This is a genomic window from Sphingomonas sp. Ell38C01 (assembly GCF_055231975.1).
This window is the reverse complement of the sequence record NZ_JBUYVA010000001.1, coordinates 1,132,582-1,149,707: the sequence shown is the minus strand read 5'-3', so window position 1 is coordinate 1,149,707 and position 17,126 is coordinate 1,132,582. Positions and strand designations below refer to the sequence as shown.

Genomic DNA, 17,126 nt, shown 5'->3' with positions numbered 1-17,126 from the left:
GTCGTCGCGCCCCCCGCTCCTCCAAGGGTTCCGGCTTCGGCCGGAACCCCTTTTTTGCCTGCGCGCCACGGGCATGGCAGGCGATCGCACACGGTGCGATACACGCGGGCCCGCCCCGCCTGGACCGAGGACACGACGCATGATCCGCTCCCTCACGATCCCGTTCGCCCTCGCCTCGACGATGCTTTCGGCCGCTCCGGCCCTTGCGCAGTCCGCGCCCCTTCCGCTGATCCCGATGCCGCAGAGCGTCACGCGCGCCGCGGGCGGGTTCACCGTCGCCGATGGCATGCGCATCGGCACCCCGCAGGGCGATGCCGGCGCCGCCGCCGCCGCCCGCATCCTCGCCGCGCATGTGAAGACGGAACGCGGACTGACGCTCGCGCCCGTCGCCGGCGCCGCCTCCATTGCCTTCGTCCGCGATACCGCGATCGCGGGTGCCGAGGCCTACCGTCTGACGGTCGCCCCCGCGGGCATCCGCATCGCCGCCTCCACCGATCGCGGCCTGCTCTACGGCGCGATGACGCTGGCGCAGCTCGTCAGTCCCGATCGCGCCTTCGGCCGCCCCGCGCTCATCCCCGCCGCCACGATCGACGACGCCCCGCGCTTCGCGTGGCGCGGGCTGATGATCGACCCCGCGCGGCACTTCCAGCCCGTGTCGGTCGTGAAGACGATGGTGGACCAGATGGCGGCGGTGAAGCTCAACACGCTCCACCTCCATCTCACCGACGATCAGGGCTGGCGCGTCGAGATCCGCAAATACCCCAAGCTCGCCGAAATCGGCGGCTGGCGCACCCCGCCCTCGACCGGCGGCACGCCCCCCGCCGCGAAGGTCGGCGGCTTCTACACCCAGGCCGAACTCCGCGACCTCGTCGCCTATGCCGCGGAGCGCGGCATCACGATCGTGCCCGAGATCGACCTGCCCGGCCACGCGCAGGCGCTCGTCGCCGCCTATCCCGAGCTCGGGCTGCTCGGCGACCGCCCCGCGGTCAGCAACAACTGGGGCATCATGCCCTATCTGTTCAATCCGGGGCCAAAGGGCATCGCGTTCGTCAAGGACGTGCTCGACGAGCTGATGGCGATCTTCCCCGGCACCTATATCCATCTCGGCGGCGACGAGGCGGTGAAGGACCAGTGGGAGCGCAGCCCCCAGGTGCAGGCGCAGATCAGGGCGCTCGGCCTCAAGGACGAGAACGCGCTCCAGAGCTGGATGATCGACCAGTTCGGCACCTATCTCCAGTCGAAGGGCCGCCGCCTGATCGGCTGGGACGAGATCCTCGAGGGCGGGCTTCCCGCCTCCGCCTCGATCATGTCGTGGCGCGGCGAGAAGGGCGGCATCGACGCCGCCAATCAGGGGCATGACGTCGTCATGTCCCCCGGCGGCCCGCTGTACCTCAACCAGACGCAGAGCGACCTCGCGGACGAGCCCCCCGGCCGGTTCGGGCTCAACACGCTGGAGGCGGTCTACAAATACGATCCGATGCCCGCCGAGATCGCGCCCGATCGCGCGAAGCATGTGCTGGGCGCACAGGGCAACCTGTGGAGCGAGTATATCGTCACGCCGTACCAGTTGCAGCACCACGCCTTCCCCCGCGCGGCCGCGCTCGCCGAGATCACCTGGACGCCGAAGGGCACGAAGGACTTCGCCGCGTTCCTCCCGCGCCTCCAGCGCCAGTCGGACCGCTGGACCCGCGCTGGCGTGCAGGTCGCCGACAGCGCCTTCGCGGTCGATATCCAGGTCGACGGCACCCGCGGCGACGCGCTGCGCAAGGGCAAGGTGCCGCTGACGATGGCGACGCAAGCCCCCTACGGCACGATCCGCTATACCACGAATGGCACCGCACCGACCGCGCGGTCGATCGCCTATGCGAAGCCCCTCGCGGTCAAGCCCGGCACCGTCGTCCGCGCCGCCGCCTTCGATGCCACGGGCGAAGCGACCGCCGCCCCGCGCGCGTTCGACACCGCGCGCACCGCGCTCCTCTCGCGGATCAGTTCGCAGATGGTCGCATGCCCCGACGGCGCGCTCGGGCTGCGCGTACCGCTCACCTCCGAGTCGCGGGACAATGCGCCGGTGTTCAACATCAACCTGTTCGACACCTGCACGCTCTATCCCGACGCCCCGCTCGACGTCGCGCGCGGCTACCGGGTCGAGGTCGCGCGGCTGGCGCGGCATTACGGGCTGGCGCACGAGGCACGGATGCTGCGCGAGCATTACAACGTCTCCGATCACGGCGAGCTGCTCGTCCAGGTCGGCTGCATCGCCGCCGCCGAGAAGCGCAAGGCCGGCGACAAGACCGCGCACCCGATCGCCGCCGGCGCCTTCCCGCTCCCCGATCCGAAGACCGCGCCGCAACGCTTCGCGTTCGAGGGACAGCTCCCGACGATGGCGGGCGACCGGGACGTCTGCTTCCAGTTCACCTCCCCGCTCGCCGATCCCTATTACACCGTCGAGCGCGTCCAGCTGAGCGAAGGTACGAAATGAAGCCACTCGCGGTCCTGCCGCTCCTCCTCGCCTCCGCGGGCGCGGTCGCCGCCCCCAAGACGGTCGTCCCGCTCGATCGCGGCTGGCAGGTGCGGATCGATCCCGCCGACGCCGCCGCTGCGAAGGCCCACCCGAAGGAAGCGCGCTGGCTCGCCGCCACCGTCCCCGGCAGCGCCCAGCAGGATCTGATCGCCGCCCGCCGCGTCCCCGATCCGTTCACCGGGCTGAACGAGCGCGCGATCCAGTGGGTCGGCCTCGCGGACTGGCAGTACCGCACCACGCTCGACGTCACCCCCGCGATGCTGGCGCGCGATCACCTCGATCTCGTCTTCGACGGCCTCGACACCTTCGCCACGGTCACCGTCAACGGCCGCCCGCTGCTCACCGCGGACAACGCGCACCGCCGCTGGCGCGCCGACGCGAAGCCACTGCTCCGCGCCGGCCGCAACGACGTCCTCGTCATGATCGCGGCGCCCATCCGCCGCCTCCAGCCGATGGTCCTCGCCGAAAAGCACCCGCTGCCCGGCGAATATGACAGCGCATTCGGCGACGAGCCCAAGGGCGTCCAGACTTCCCCCTATATCCGCAAGCCCAAATATCATTACGGGTGGGACTGGGGACCCCGGCTGATCGCGAACGGCATCTGGCAGCCCGTCCGCGTCGAGGCGTGGGACGACGCCCGGATCGACACGCTGCGCGTGACGCAGGAGGCGCTGACCGATGCGGAGGCGCGCCTGACCGCGACGCTCGACATCGTCGCGGACACCGCCGCCACCCGCACCGTCCGCGCCACCGTCACCGCCCCCGACGGCACCACGACCACCGCCGAGCGATCCGTCGCGCTCGCCCCCGGCGCCAACAGCGTCACGATCCCGCTCGCGATCGCGAACCCGCAGCGCTGGCAGCCGGTCGGCTACGGCGCACAGCCGCTCTACACCGTCGCGACGACGCTCGGCACCGACGACACCGCCGCCCGCCGCACCGGGCTGCGCAGCGTGGCGCTGATCCGCGGCGGCGGCGCGTTCGGCTTTCGCGTCAACGGCACCGCGATCTTCGCCAAGGGCGCGAACCTGATCCCGTTCGACAGTTTCCCCGCGCGCGTCACCGCCGCCTCGATGCGTCCGATCCTGCAAGGCGCGCGCGACGCCAACATGAACATGATCCGCGTCTGGGGCGGCGGCACCTATCTCGACGACGCCTTCTACGACATGGCCGACGAACTCGGGCTGATGATCTGGCAGGATTTCATGTTCGGCGGCGCGGTCACGCCCCCCGACGCCGCGTTCCGCGAGAATGTCCGTATCGAGGCGGAGGAACAGGTCGCGCGGCTCCAGGCGCATCCCTCGATCGTGATCTGGGCGGGCGGCAACGAAGTGCTGTCGGGCTGGGAGAACTGGTCCGATCGCAAGGCGTTCAAGAAGGCCATCGGCGCGGACGGGCAGGAGCGCATCGGCACCGGCATGGCGGTGCTGTTCGACCGCGTCCTGCGCGACGCGGTGCTGACGAAATCGCCGGGCGTCCCCTATTGGCCCGGCTCCCCCTCGACCGACTATGAAGGCCCCACCGACACCGACACCAGCGGCGACCGCCATTTCTGGGACGTCTGGTCCGGCTCCAAGCCCGTCGAGCGTTATCTCGACAGCTGCCCGCGCTTCATGAGCGAATACGGCTTCCAGGCGATGCCCGACCTCGCCACGATCCGCGACTTCGCTGGCCCCGGCACCCTCGCCGCCGACAGCCCGGTGATGAAGGCACACCAGAAGTTCCTCGCGGGCGAGGGCAATGCCCGCCTGCAACTCTATCTCGATCAGCGGCTGCGCCCCGCGACGGACTTCGCCGACTTCGTCTACCTGACGCAGGTCAACCAGGCGCAGGCGATCGCGATGGCCGCCCTCCACCACCGCGCGTGCCGTCCGGTCACGATGGGCTCGCTCTACTGGCAGCTCAACGACGTCTGGCCCGCGATCTCGTGGTCGAGCATCGATGACGCAGGCCGCTGGAAGCTGCTCCACTACGCCGCGCGCCGCTTCTTCGCACCCCAGGCGATCGTCGCGGAGCGCAAGGGCGCGATCACCACCGTTACCGCCATCTCGGACGCGACCGCGCCGATCGCCGCGCGCTGGCGCATCCTCGTCCGCGACATGGCCGGCCGCACGCTCTCCACGCGCGAGGAGCCGGTGACGCTCGCCCCCCTCGCGACGACCCCCGTCGCCACGCTCGACGACGCCGCGCTGTTCGGCGACGCGCTCCCCACCGCCAGCTACGCGGTCGCGGACCTCCTGATCGACGGCCGGTCCACCAGCCGCGCGATCGTCGAGCGCGCGCTCCCCAAGGACATGGCCTATCCCGCCCCGGCGCTCACCGCGACATGGCAAGGCAAGCGCGTCACGATCGCCGCGACCACGTTCGCGCGCGCGGTGATGCTCGATTTCGGCGACGTCGCCGCGCACCCGTCCGACGACGGCTTCGATCTCCTCCCCGGCGAGAGCGTGACGCTCGACATCGCCTCCCCCGCCTCCGCCGCGACGCTCGCGAAGGCGCTCACGCTCAGGACGCTCGCCCGATGATCTGGCTCTTCCTCGCCGCTGCTGCCGCCGCCGATCCGATCGCCGTCGCGATCGCGCAGATGACGATCGAGGAAAAGGCCGCGCAGCTGCAATCCAGCGCCCCCGCGAACGCGAAGGCGAAGCTGCCCGCCTATGACTGGTGGAACGAGGGGCTCCACGGACTCGCGCGCAGCGGCCCCGCCACCGTCTTCCCGCAGGCGATCGGGATGGCCGCGACATGGGATCCGCCGCTCGTCCAGCGCATCGGCGACGTCGTCGCGACCGAGGCGCGCGCGAAGTTCAACGCGAAACCCGTCGGTGCGGATCGTCGCATCTACGAGGGGCTGACGATCTGGTCCCCCAACATCAACATCTTCCGCGATCCGCGCTGGGGCCGCGGGCAGGAAACCTATGGCGAGGACCCGTATCTGACCGGCCGGCTCGGCGTCGCCTTCGTCACCGGCCTGCAAGGCCCCGACCCCGATCACCCCAAGACGATCGCGACGCCCAAGCATCTCGCGGTCCACAGCGGCCCCGAGGCGGGGCGCGACGGGTTCGACGTCGATCCCTCCCCGCGCGATCTCGAGGCGACCTACCTCCCCGCCTTTCGCATGGCGGTGACCGAGGGGAAGGCGCGCTCGCTGATGTGCGCGTACAATGCGATCGCGGGCACCCCGGCCTGCACCGCGTCGCTGCTGATGATCGACCGGCTGCGCGGCGACTGGGGGTTTTCCGGCTTCACCGTCTCCGATTGCGACGCGGTCGCCAACGTCCATCTCTATCACCATTACCGGCTCGACGCGGCCGGAGCGGCGGCGGCCTCGATCCGCGGCGGCACCGATCTCAACTGCGGCACCGCCTATGCCGCGCTCCCGCAGGCGGTGAAGCGCGGGCTGGTCGAGGAGCGCGAGGTCGACGTCGCGCTGACGCGTGCGCTGACGGCGCGCCGCGATCTCGGCATCGCGTTCGGCGCCGCCTCGCCCTGGTCGCGGATCCGGCCGTCCGAAGTCGGCACGCGCGACCACCGCGCCCTCGCGCTGGAGGCCGCGCGCAAATCGATCGTCCTGCTCAGAAACGACGCCGACCGCCTGCCGCTCTCCACCACGAGCAAGATCGCGGTGATCGGTGCGAACGCCGACGATCTCGGCGTCCTCCAGGGCAATTACCACGGCACCGCGATCGCGCCCGTCACCCCGCTGGAGGGCATCCGCGCACGCTTCCCTCAGACCACCTACGCGCAAGGGTCGGTCCTCGCCGACGGCGCGCCCGTCGTCGTCCCAGAAACCGCGTTCGCCGATCTGGCCGCCGAGTATTTCGCCACCCCCACCGTCACCGGCACCCCCGTCGTAACGCGAAGCGAACGCCGCATCGACGCGGACTACAACCGCGCCGCCCCCGTCCCGCAAGTCTCCGCCGACGGCTTCGCGGTGCGCTGGACCGGCCGGTTCGTCCCCCCCGCCCCCGGCCGCTACACGCTCGCGATCGACGTCCCCGCCTGCTGGAAATACTGCAAGGCTCACGACGCGGTGCGGCTGTGGATCGGCGACGTCCCGCTCGCCGCCGGCCCGGTCGCCAAGGGTCGCGTCGAAGTGACGTACGACAGCGACGGCACCCCGGCCCCGATCCGCCTCGAACTCGATCACACCAGCGAGGACGAAGGGGTCCGCCTGCTCTGGACGCCCCCCGCCGACGCGCTGCTCGCACAGGCGGTCGCCGCCGCGAACGCCGCCGACGTCGCGGTCGTCGTCGCCGGCCTGTCGCCCGATCTGGAGGGGGAGGCGTTGCAGGTCCAGGTTCCCGGCTTCGTCGGCGGCGACCGTACCGATATCGCGCTGCCGTTCGCGCAGCAGCGTCTGCTCGCCGCGATCCGCGCGACCGGCAAGCCCGTCGTGCTCGTCCTCACCAGCGGCAGCGCGGTGTCGGTCGACCCCGCGCAGGCCGACGCGATCCTTGCCGCCTGGTATCCGGGCGAGGCGGGCGGCACCGCGATCGCGGACACGCTGGCGGGCCTCAGCAACCCGTCCGGCCGGCTCCCCGTCACGATCTACAAGGCGACGACCGACCTGCCCGCCTTCGTCGATTACGGCATGAAGGAGCGCACCTATCGCTACTTCACCGGCACGCCCTTGTGGGCGTTCGGCCACGGCCTCAGCTACACAAGCTACGTCTATGACGAGGCGAGCGCGAAGGCCGGCGACACCGCCGCCCCGATCGCGGTCACCGCGCGCGTCGCCAACACCGGCGCGCGCGCGGGCGAGGAGGTGGTGCAGGCCTATCTCGTCCCCCCCGCGACCGGCGAGGGCACCAGCTCGACCGATCCCGTCCTCCAGCGCCAGCTCGTCGCCTTCACCCGCGTCGCGCTCAAGCCCGGACAGGCGCGTGCCGTCTCGCTCTCGATCGATCCGCGGATGATGAGCGTCGTGCTGCGCGACGGCACCCGCCGCGTCCTGCCCGGCGCGTATCGCCTCTGGGTCGGCGGGGGCCAGCCCGGCATCGCCGCCGGCCAGTGGGTCGACGCCACCGTCACCGGCGCCGCGCGGGACCTGCCGAAATGACCCCCGACCGCCGCACCGTCCTCGCCGCGGGACTCGCGCTCACCGCAAGCCCCACATTCGCCGCCCCCCCGCGCTACCCGGACCGCCGCCCCCCGCTCGCCAAGCGCGCCTTCGTCTCCCCCGCGGTCGAGCGCGAGACCGCACGCGTCGCCGCGCACGTCGGCGACGCCAAGCTGCGCGCGATGTTCGTCAACTGCTACCCCAACACGCTCGACACCACGGTCCGCATGGGCGGCACCCCCGACGCGCCCGACGCCTTCGTCATCACCGGCGACATCCCCTGCCTGTGGCTGCGCGACAGCGCCGCGCAGCTCAAACCCTATCTCCACCTCGTGAAGCGCGATGCCAGGCTCGCATTGCTCTTCCGCGGCCTGATCGCGCGTCACGCGAAGTCGATCCTGATCGATCCCTACGCCAACGCGTTCATGGAAGACCCGACCGCGCCCACCAATCTCGGCTGGGCGCTCAAGGACGAAACCGAGATGAAGCCCGGCGTCGCCGAGCGGAAATGGGAGATCGATTCGCTCTGCTACGCGGTCCAGCTCGCGCACGGCTACTGGACGCAAACCCATGACAAACGCCCCTTCGACGCGACATGGCTCGCCTCCGCCCGCGCGATCGTCCGCACTTTCCGCGAGCAGCAGCGCAAGGACGCGCCCGGCCCCTACAGTTTCCGCCGCGCATCGAACCAGCCGACCGAGACTCTGCTGTGGGGCCATGGCAACCCCACCCGCCCGGTCGGGCTGATCCATTCGGGCTTCCGCCCCTCCGACGACGCGTGCCTCTATCCCTTCCTGATCCCCGCCAACCTTTTCGCGGTCCAGTCGCTGCGCCATCTCGCCCAACTCGCGACCGAGGCCGCGAGCGACACCGCGCTGGCCGCCGACGCCCGCGCGCTGGCCGACGAGATCGCCGCCGCCCTCGACAAGCACGGCCGAATGCGCCGCCCCGACGGCCGCGCGGTCTGGGCCTATGAAGTCGACGGCTACGGCAACGCGATCTTCATGGACGATGCCAACGTCCCCTCGCTCTCGTCGCTCAGTTGGCTCGGCTGCGTCGCCCCCGACGACACGCTCTGGCGCACCACTGCCGACGCGGCATGGAGCGACGCCAACCCCTGGTTCTTCAATGGGTCCGCGGGCCAGGGCATCGGCGGCCCGCATGTCGGCGCGGGCCAGATCTGGCCGATGTCGCTGGTCATCCGCGCCTTCTCGGCCACCGACGACGCCGTGATCCGCGCCTGCCTGCGCACGCTGCGCGACACCGATGCGGATACCGGCTTCATCCACGAGGCGTTCGACAAGGACGATCCTGCCAGGTTCACCCGCAGCTGGTTCGCCTGGGCCAACGGCCTGTTCGGCGAGCTGATCGTCCACCTCGCCGACACCCGCCCGCACCTGCTGAAGGCCCCCCTATGATCCTTGACCGCCGCACCCTGCTCGGCACCGCATCGCTCGCCACCGTCGCGCACGCGCTGCCCGCCAGCGCCGTCTCCGCCCCGTCGGCCCCGGCGAACCTGTTCATCGGCACCGGCGGCCACGGCCACACCTATCCCGGCGCGACGCTGCCGTTCGGGATGGTCCAGCTCTCGCCGGACACCGATGTGGAGCGGTGGGACGCGTGCTCGGGCTATCACCGCACCGACACCTCGATCATGGGGTTCAGCCATACGCACCTGTCGGGCACCGGCATCGGCGACATGCTCGACGTCCTCGTCGTGCCCACGACCGGCCCGGTCCAGCTCGTCCCCGGCCCGCTCGCCGATCCCGATGCCGGCTATCGCCAGCGCTTCTCCGCCGAGCATGCGGAGCCCGGCTATTACCGCGTCACGCTCGAATCGGGCGTCGCCGCCGAACTGACCGTCACCGAACGCACCGGCTGGCACCGCTATCGCTTCCCCGCCGGCGCGGCGCACATCCTCGTCGACCTCTCGCACCTGATCCACGACACCTCGGACACGCAGCCGCTGATCGACGAGGCATCGCTCGCGATCGATTCCGACGGCACGCTGACGGGGTCGCGCCGCGTCTTCCGCTGGGCCAAGGGCCGCCGCATCCACTTCGCGATGCAGCTCTCGCGCGCGCCCAGTCGTGTCGTCTTCTATGGCGACGGCGATGCGGAGCAGCCTGCCGGCACCCGCGCGGTCAAGGGCAAGCGCCTGAAGGCCGCGCTCCACTTCGACGATGCCGGCGCCGCCCCCGTCCTCATCCGCTGCGGCATCTCGGGCGTAGACGTGGCGGGCGCGCGCGCGAACCTCGCCGCCGAGGCCGCGCACTGGGATTTCGACCGCACCCGCCGCGCCGCCACGCGCCGCTGGGCCGATACGCTCGGCGCGATCCGCGTGACCGGCGGCACCGCGGACCAGCGCACGATCCTGGCCTCCGCGCTCTACCACGCGCAGCTGGCGCCGACGCTCTTCTCCGACGTCGACGGGCGCTATCCCGGCATGGACGGCACGGTCCATACCGTCCCCGCGGGCAGCGCGGCGTACAGCACATGGTCGCTGTGGGACACGTATCGCGCGCTCCACCCGCTCGTCACGCTCGTCGCGCCCGCGCGCGCGAAAAGCCTCGTCGACGACCTCATCCGCCAGACGCGGCAGTCGCGCTACGGCCCGCTCGTCTGGCCGTTGCAGGGCAAGGAGACGGGGACGATGATCGGCTGGCACGGCGTCGTCCCGCTCGCGGAGGCGCAGGCCAAGGGCATCCCCGCCGACTATGCCGCCGCCTGGCCCGCGATCCGCAAACGCAGCTTCGATTTCGCCGCCCCCGACCAGGACAACAGCCGCGGCCGCGATCTCTACGACGCGCTCGGCTACGTCCCCGCCGACAAGGTGTTCGAAAGCGTCAGCCGCACGCAGGAATATGCGTATGACGACTGGGCCGCATCGCACCTCGCGCGCGCCGCGGGCGCGACCGCGGACGCCGATCGCCTGCGCAAGCGCTCGGGCAACTGGAAGAATGTCCTCGACGCGCGGATCGGCTTCGCGCGCCCGCGCTTCGCGGACGGTTCTTGGTGGACGCCCTATGATCCGATCCAGCTCGGCCACATGCCCAAACCCTGGTGGCGCGACTATACCGAGGCGAACGGCTGGCAGGCCACCTTCCTCAACCAGCACGACATCTATGGCCAGATCGCGCATTTCGGCGGCGACACCGCGTTCGAGGCGCGGCTCGACGCGCTCTTCACCGTCCCCTCGACGCTCCCCGCCAACGCGCCCCCCGACATCGCCGGCCTCGTCGGCCAGTATGCGCACGGCAACGAGCCCGACCAGCACGCGCCCTATCTCTACGCCTATGTCGGCGCGCCGTGGAAGACGCAGCGCATGGTCCGCCGGCTGTGCACAGAGATGTACCGGAACGACCCCGATGGCATCATCGGCAACGACGATTGCGGGCAGATGAGCGCGTGGTTCGTCCTCTCCGCGCTCGGCTTCTATCCGGTCGATCCGGTCGAGGCGGTCTACGTCCTCGGCTCCCCGCTGTTCGAACGCGCCGAGGTGCAGGTCGGCGCGGGGAAGCGCCTGACGATCCAGGCCCCCGGCAACACCGACGCGACCCCCTATGTCCGGTCGGTGACGTGGAACGGCCGCCCCTGGACGAAGAGCTGGATCGCGCACCGCGACCTGATCCGTGGCGGCACGCTCCGCTTCGCGATGGGCGCGAAGCCGAACCCCGCCTTCGGACAGGCGCTCGCGGACCGCCCCCCGTCGAACGGCCGCATGCCCGGGTGACCGCCCGCCCCCTGATCGAACAAGGACCGCCCCGATGCCCGATCTCTCCCGCCGCACGCTGATCGCCACCGGCCTCGCAGGGACCGCCGCCGCCGCGGTCCCCGCGCTCGCCGCCCCCGGAGCGCCCGCCCCATGGGGCGCGACCCCCTCGCCGCGCCAGCTCGCCTGGCACGCGCTCGAGCAATACGCGTTCGTCCATTTCTCGATCAACACCTTCACCGACAAGGAATGGGGTTACGGCGACGAGAGCCCGTCGCTCTTCGATCCGTCCGATTTCGACCCCGACCAGATCGTCGGCGCGGCGAAGGCGGGCGGGATGCGCGGCATCATCCTCACCGCAAAGCATCATGACGGCTTCTGCCTGTGGCCGACGATGCTCACCGAACACTGCATCCGCAACGCGCCCTACAAACAGGGCAAGGGCGACATCGTCGGCGAGATGGAGAAGGCCGCGCGCCGCGCCGGGCTGAAGTTCGGCCTCTATCTCTCGCCGTGGGACCGCAACCACGCGGACTATGGCCGCCCCGCCTATATCGACTATTTCCGCAAGCAGATCGTCGAGCTGTGCACCCGCTACGGGGAACTCTTCGAATTCTGGTTCGACGGCGCGAACGGCGGCGACGGCTACTACGGCGGTGCGCGCGAGACGCGGAAGATCGACGCGCCGAAATATTACGACTGGCCGTCGATGATCGCGCTCGTCCACCGGCACCAGCCGATGGCGTGCACCTTCGATCCGCTCGGCGCGGACATCCGCTGGGTGGGGAACGAGGACGGCATCGCGGGCGATCCGTGCTGGCCGACGATGCCCAACCACCCCTATGTCCAGTCGGAGGGCAATTCGGGCGTCCGCGGCGCGCCGCTCTGGTGGCCTGCGGAGACGAACACCTCGATCCGCCCCGGCTGGTTCTACCACGCCGACGAGGACGCCAAGGTCAAGTCGCCCGAACGGCTGGTCCGCTATTACGACGAGTCGGTCGCGCGCGGCACCAACATGCACCTGAACCTGCCGCCCGATCGCCGCGGCAAGCTCGCCGATCCCGACGTCGCCTCGCTCCGGTCGTTCGGCGACGCGATGCGCGCGACGCTCGCGACCGATCTGGCGAAGGGTGCGGTCGCGTCGGCCAGCCATGTCCGCGCGCCCGCCTTCGCGGCGGCGAAGGTGCTAGACGGCGATCGCGACACCTACTGGTCCGCCCCGGACGGGGTGACGACGCCGTCGCTGACGCTCGACCTGCCGCCGGGACGCAGCTTCGACCTGATCCGAATCCGCGAGTATCTGCCGCTCGGCGTGCGCGTCACAAAATTCGCGCTCGACGCGTGGCTCGACGGGCGCTGGCGCGAACTCGCGGTCCACGAATGCATCTCGGCGCAGCGCATCGTGCGCCTCCAGCAGCCGATCGCCGCGCGCCGTATCCGGCTGCGCATCCTCGACGCCCCCGTCTGTCCGGCGATCAGCGAGGTCGCGCTGTTCCGTCAGGTCGCGCCCGCCCCGGTCCCCGTCGTCGCCTCAAGCGATCCGACGATCCTGCCCACCGCCGCGTGGACGATCGCCGCCGCCAGCGCGCCCGGTGCGCAGGCGCTGCTCGATGGCGACGCCGCGACCGCGTGGGTCTTCCCCGCCCCGGACGCCGCGCACCCCGCCACGGTCACCGTGGACCTCGGCGCCACGCATCCGCTCGCCGGGTTCAGCCTCACCCCGTCGCGCGCGGTGATGACCGGCGCGGTGCCACCGCGCGACTACACGGTCGAAACCAGCCTCGACGGCCAGGCATGGAGCGCGGGCGCGGCGGGCGAGTTTCCCAACATGGCCTACGCGCTCGCGACGCAGCGCATCGCCTTCGCCACCCCGCGCGACGCCCGCTTCCTCCGGCTTCGCTTCACCGCCCCCGCGGTCCCCGCCCCCCGCCTCGCGATCGCAGGCATCGGCGCGTTCACCTCGCGACGTTGACGCTTGCAGTAAAATCTATTTTGACTGATAAAAGTGATCGAGGGGGAGCGCGATGCGGTTGCAGGGCAAGACGGCGGTGGTCACCGCCGCCGCACAGGGGATCGGCCGCGCGACTGCCGCGCGCTTCCGCGACGAGGGTGCGACCGTCTGGGCGCTCGATCGCGATGCCGAAGCGCTCGCGCTGATCCCCGGCGTCGAACGCCTCGCGATCGACCTGACCGACCCGGCCGCGATCGCCGCCCTGCCCGCGCGGATCGGCGCGATCGACGTGCTCGCGAACGTCGCCGGCTTCGTCGCGGCGGGCGACATCCTGACCGGCAGCGACGAGGACTGGGCGCTGTCGTTCGATCTCAACGTCCACGCGATGCACCGTACGATCCGCGCCTTCCTGCCCGACATGCTCGCACGCGGCGGCGGCTCGATCGTCAACATGAGCAGCATCGCCTCCAGCGTGAAGGGCATCCCGAACCGCTACGCCTATGGCGCCTCCAAGGCCGCGGTCATCGGCCTGACCAAGGCGGTCGCCGCCGATTTCGTCGCGCGCGGCGTCCGCTGCAACTGCGTGTGCCCCGGCACCGTCGAGACCCCGTCGCTGGAGCAGCGCATCGTCGCGCAGGCGGATGCGCAGGGCGTCGCGCTCGCCGAGGCGCAGCGCGCGTTCGTCGCGCGCCAGCCGATGGGCCGGCTCGGCCGTGCGGACGAGATCGCCGCGCTCTTCCTCTATCTCGCCAGCGACGAGTCCGCGTTCACCACCGGCGCGGTCCATGTGATCGACGGCGGCTGGGTCAATTGAGAGTCACACGATGAAGTTGCTGCGATACGGCCCGAAGGGCGACGAGAAGGCCGGGATGCTCGATGCCGACGGCGCGATCCGCGCGCTTCCCGCCGCGCTCGGCGACCTGGCGGGGGCGCGCCTGACCCCCGCCGGCCTCGCGACGATCGCCGCGCTCGACGTCGCCGCGCTCCCGCGCGTGCCCGGCTCCCCACGGATCGGCGCATGCGTCGCCGGGGTCGGCAAGTTCGTGTGCATCGGGCTCAACTATTCGGACCATGCCGCCGAAAGCGCGATGGCGATCCCCGCCGAGCCCGTCATGTTCGGCAAGTGGACCAGCGCGATCCAGGGCCCCGACGACGATGTCGAGATCCCGCGCGGATCGGAGAAGACCGACTGGGAGGTCGAGCTGGGCGTCGTCATCGGCGCCCGCGCCCGCCACGTCGCGAAGGAGGACGCGCTCGCGCATGTCGCGGGCTATTGCGTCGTCCACGACGTGTCGGAACGCGCGTTCCAGCTGGAGCGCGGCGGGACGTGGGACAAGGGCAAGGGCTGCGACACGTTCGGCCCCATCGGCCCGTGGCTCGTCACCGCGGACGAAATTCCCGATCCGCAGGCGCTGCGGCTGTGGCTCGAGGTCGACGGCCATCGCTATCAGGACGGCACCACCGCGAACATGATCTTCGACGTGGCGACGATCGTCTCCTATGTCAGCCAGTTCTGCACGCTCGAGCCCGGCGACATCCTCTCCACCGGCACCCCCGCCGGGGTCGGCCTCGGCCAGAAGCCGCCCGTGTATCTCCGCGCGGGGCAGGTCGTCCGCCTTGGCATCGACGGGCTCGGCGAACAGCGCCAGACGATGGTCGCCGCCGCATGACGACGATCACCGGCCTCACCACCTACGATCTCCGCTTCCCGACCAGCGCGTCGCTCGACGGGTCGGACGCGATGAACCCCGATCCCGATTACTCCGCCGCCTATGTCGTGCTGGAGACGGACGCCCCAGGCCTGTCCGGTCACGGCCTCACCTTCACGATCGGCCGCGGCAACGAGATCTGCGTCGCCGCGATCGAGGCGATGCGCCATCTGGTGATCGGGCTCGACCTCGCCTGGATCGCGGAGGAACCCGGGCGCATGTGGCGCCACCTGACCGGCGACAGCCAGCTGCGCTGGATCGGCCCCGACAAGGGCGCGATCCACCTCGCGACCGGCGCGATCATCAACGCGATCTGGGACCTGTGGGCCAAGGCCGAGGGCAAGCCCGTCTGGCGCCTCGTCGCGGACATGACCCCCGAGCAGCTCGTCGCCGCGATCGACTTCCGCTACCTGACGGACGCGGTCACCCGCGACGAGGCGCTCGCGCTGCTCACTACCCGCGCGCAGGGCAAGGCCGCGCGGATCGCCACGCTCGAGGCGACCGGCTACCCCTGCTACACCACCTCGGCGGGCTGGCTCGGCTATGACGACGCCAAGCTGCGCCGGCTGACCCGCGCCGCCTGCGACGCGGGGTTCGACCATATCAAATTGAAGGTCGGCCGCGATCTCGACGACGACATCCGCCGCGTCCGCATCGCGCGCGAGGAGATGGGGCCGGACCGCCACCTGATGATCGACGCCAACCAGGTGTGGGACGTGGGCGTCGCGATCGACTGGGTCAACGCGCTCGCCTTTGCAAAGCCGTGGTTCATCGAGGAACCGACCAGCCCCGACGACGTCCTCGGCCACGCCCGCATCCGCGCCAACATTGGCGACGTGAAGGTCGCGACCGGCGAGATGTGCCAGAACCGCATCCTCTTCAAACAGTTCATGGCAGCAGGCGCGATCGACGTCGTCCAGATCGACGCCTGCCGCCTCGGCGGGGTCAACGAAGTGCTCGCGGTCCTGCTGCTGGCGCTCAGGTTCGACCTGCCCGTCTGCCCCCATGCGGGCGGCGTCGGGCTGTGCGAATATGTCCAGCACCTGTCCATGATCGACTATCTGTGCTTTGCCGGCACGATGGAGGGCCGCGTGATCGAATATGTCGACCATCTGCACGAACATTTCGTCGACCCCTGCGTGATCCGCGACGCGGCCTATATGCCGCCGACACGCCCGGGCTATTCGATCGAGATGAAGGCCGAAACGCTCGTCGCGCAACGGTTCCCCGGGCGGTTCGGCGCGTGAACCTGGAACTCGCCGGTCACGTCGTGATCGTCACCGGCGGCGGCTCTGGGATCGGCGCCGCGATCAGCCGCGGGCTGTGCACGGAAGGCGCGATCCCCGTGATCGTATCGCGCTCCCGCCCCGCGCCCGATGTCGCCGCCACACTCGGCGAGCATCTCTTCATCGCCACGGATCTTGCCGACGAGGCCGCTTGCGAGGCCGCGGTCGCGCAAGCCGCGGCGCGGTTCGGCCGGATCGATGCGCTCGTCAACAATGCGGGTGCGAACGACGGCGTCGGGCTCTCCGCCACCCCGGCCGCGTTCCGCGCCTCGCTCGACGCGAACCTCGTCCACTATTTCACGATGGCGCACCACGCGCTGCCGCATCTGCGCGCCAGCACCGGCGCGATCGTCAACATCTCGTCGAAGACCGCGGTGACCGGCCAGGGCGACACCAGCGCCTATGCCGCCGCCAAGGGCGCGCAACTCGCGCTCACCCGCGAATGGGCGGTCGCGCTGCGCGGCGACGGCATCCGCGTCAACGCGGTCGTCCCCGCCGAGGTGATGACCCCGCTCTACGCCCGCTGGCTCGAGACGTTCGACGATCCCGCCGCCACCCGCGCGGCGATCGAGCGCCGCGTCCCGCTCGGCCAGCGCATGACGCACGCGGACGAGATCGCGGACACCGTCCTGTTCCTGCTGTCGCGCCGCGCCGGGCATACGACCGGGCAATGGCTGTTCGTCGATGGCGGCTACACCCACCTCGACCGCGCGATCGACGGGTAGGATGAATCGCCTTCCCCCCGTCCGTTCGCACTGAGCTTGTCGAAGTGCTGCCTTTCTTCTCGACGCTGGAAAGAAGGACAGTGCTTCGACAAGCTCGGCACGAACGGAAAAGGGGTGAGGCAAGCGAACAAGAACACGGCACACCCGCAAAGACGGGGGCCAC

The 17,126-nt window shown here is 70.8% G+C and carries 10 protein-coding genes; all 10 read left to right on the top strand.

The genetic code is table 11. The features are described from left to right. The first annotated feature begins 139 nt into the window (after window positions 1–139). From ACV7NO_RS05400 to ACV7NO_RS05355, 10 genes are read left to right on the top strand one after another with little or no spacing between them, the layout of a single operon-like run. Window positions 140–2,479, top strand: a complete 2,340-nt coding sequence (locus ACV7NO_RS05400; RefSeq protein WP_463404994.1) for a beta-N-acetylhexosaminidase — start codon at window positions 140–142, stop codon at window positions 2,477–2,479. After that, on the top strand, window positions 2,476–5,046 hold the full coding sequence (locus tag ACV7NO_RS05395) for a beta-mannosidase (protein ID WP_463404993.1): 2,571 nt from the start codon (window positions 2,476–2,478) through the stop codon (window positions 5,044–5,046). Before ACV7NO_RS05400 ends, ACV7NO_RS05395 begins: the two co-directional genes overlap by 4 nt. Further along, window positions 5,043–7,580: a glycoside hydrolase family 3 C-terminal domain-containing protein gene (locus tag ACV7NO_RS05390; protein WP_463404992.1), complete on the top strand. Its 2,538-nt coding sequence runs from the start codon at window positions 5,043–5,045 to the stop codon at window positions 7,578–7,580. The genes ACV7NO_RS05395 and ACV7NO_RS05390 overlap by 4 nt, the downstream gene beginning before the upstream one ends. Continuing rightward, window positions 7,577–8,998, top strand: a complete 1,422-nt coding sequence (locus ACV7NO_RS05385) for a glycoside hydrolase family 125 protein (protein WP_463404991.1) — start codon at window positions 7,577–7,579, stop codon at window positions 8,996–8,998. The genes ACV7NO_RS05390 and ACV7NO_RS05385 overlap by 4 nt, the downstream gene beginning before the upstream one ends. Beyond that, window positions 8,995–11,313 (top strand): GH92 family glycosyl hydrolase, encoded by a 2,319-nt coding sequence (locus tag ACV7NO_RS05380; RefSeq protein WP_463404990.1) that lies wholly within the window; start codon window positions 8,995–8,997, stop codon window positions 11,311–11,313. The genes ACV7NO_RS05385 and ACV7NO_RS05380 overlap by 4 nt, the downstream gene beginning before the upstream one ends. A 34-nt stretch (window positions 11,314–11,347) precedes the next feature. Next, window positions 11,348–13,264: an alpha-L-fucosidase gene (locus tag ACV7NO_RS05375; protein WP_463404989.1), complete on the top strand. Its 1,917-nt coding sequence runs from the start codon at window positions 11,348–11,350 to the stop codon at window positions 13,262–13,264. 52 nt (window positions 13,265–13,316) lie between these two features. Beyond that, window positions 13,317–14,057 carry an SDR family oxidoreductase gene (locus ACV7NO_RS05370; protein ID WP_463404988.1) on the top strand — a complete coding sequence of 247 codons (741 nt, stop codon included), beginning with the start codon at window positions 13,317–13,319 and terminating at the stop codon, window positions 14,055–14,057. Window positions 14,058–14,067: 10 nt separating this feature from the next. After that, complete coding sequence (locus ACV7NO_RS05365; RefSeq protein WP_463404987.1) at window positions 14,068–14,913, top strand: fumarylacetoacetate hydrolase family protein; 846 nt, start codon at window positions 14,068–14,070, stop codon at window positions 14,911–14,913. Continuing rightward, a complete protein-coding gene (locus ACV7NO_RS05360; protein ID WP_463404986.1) occupies window positions 14,910–16,199 on the top strand; it encodes an L-fuconate dehydratase in 1,290 nt (429 codons plus the stop codon). The genes ACV7NO_RS05365 and ACV7NO_RS05360 overlap by 4 nt, the downstream gene beginning before the upstream one ends. Then, a complete protein-coding gene (locus ACV7NO_RS05355) occupies window positions 16,196–16,963 on the top strand; it encodes an L-fucose dehydrogenase (RefSeq protein ID WP_463404985.1) in 768 nt (255 codons plus the stop codon). Before ACV7NO_RS05360 ends, ACV7NO_RS05355 begins: the two co-directional genes overlap by 4 nt. Window positions 16,964–17,126 lie beyond the last annotated feature (163 nt).

Bases quoted from the DNA above. Each gene is read 5' to 3' on its own strand.
- ACV7NO_RS05400 (WP_463404994.1), top strand. From the start codon at position 140: ATGATCCGCTCCCTCACGATCCCGTTCGCCCTCGCCTCGACGATGCTT.
- ACV7NO_RS05395 (WP_463404993.1), top strand. From the start codon at position 2,476: ATGAAGCCACTCGCGGTCCTGCCGCTCCTCCTCGCCTCCGCGGGCGCG.
- ACV7NO_RS05390 (WP_463404992.1), top strand. From the start codon at position 5,043: ATGATCTGGCTCTTCCTCGCCGCTGCTGCCGCCGCCGATCCGATCGCC.
- ACV7NO_RS05385 (WP_463404991.1), top strand. From the start codon at position 7,577: ATGACCCCCGACCGCCGCACCGTCCTCGCCGCGGGACTCGCGCTCACC.
- ACV7NO_RS05380 (WP_463404990.1), top strand. From the start codon at position 8,995: ATGATCCTTGACCGCCGCACCCTGCTCGGCACCGCATCGCTCGCCACC.
- ACV7NO_RS05375 (WP_463404989.1), top strand. From the start codon at position 11,348: ATGCCCGATCTCTCCCGCCGCACGCTGATCGCCACCGGCCTCGCAGGG.
- ACV7NO_RS05370 (WP_463404988.1), top strand. From the start codon at position 13,317: ATGCGGTTGCAGGGCAAGACGGCGGTGGTCACCGCCGCCGCACAGGGG.
- ACV7NO_RS05365 (WP_463404987.1), top strand. From the start codon at position 14,068: ATGAAGTTGCTGCGATACGGCCCGAAGGGCGACGAGAAGGCCGGGATG.
- ACV7NO_RS05360 (WP_463404986.1), top strand. From the start codon at position 14,910: ATGACGACGATCACCGGCCTCACCACCTACGATCTCCGCTTCCCGACC.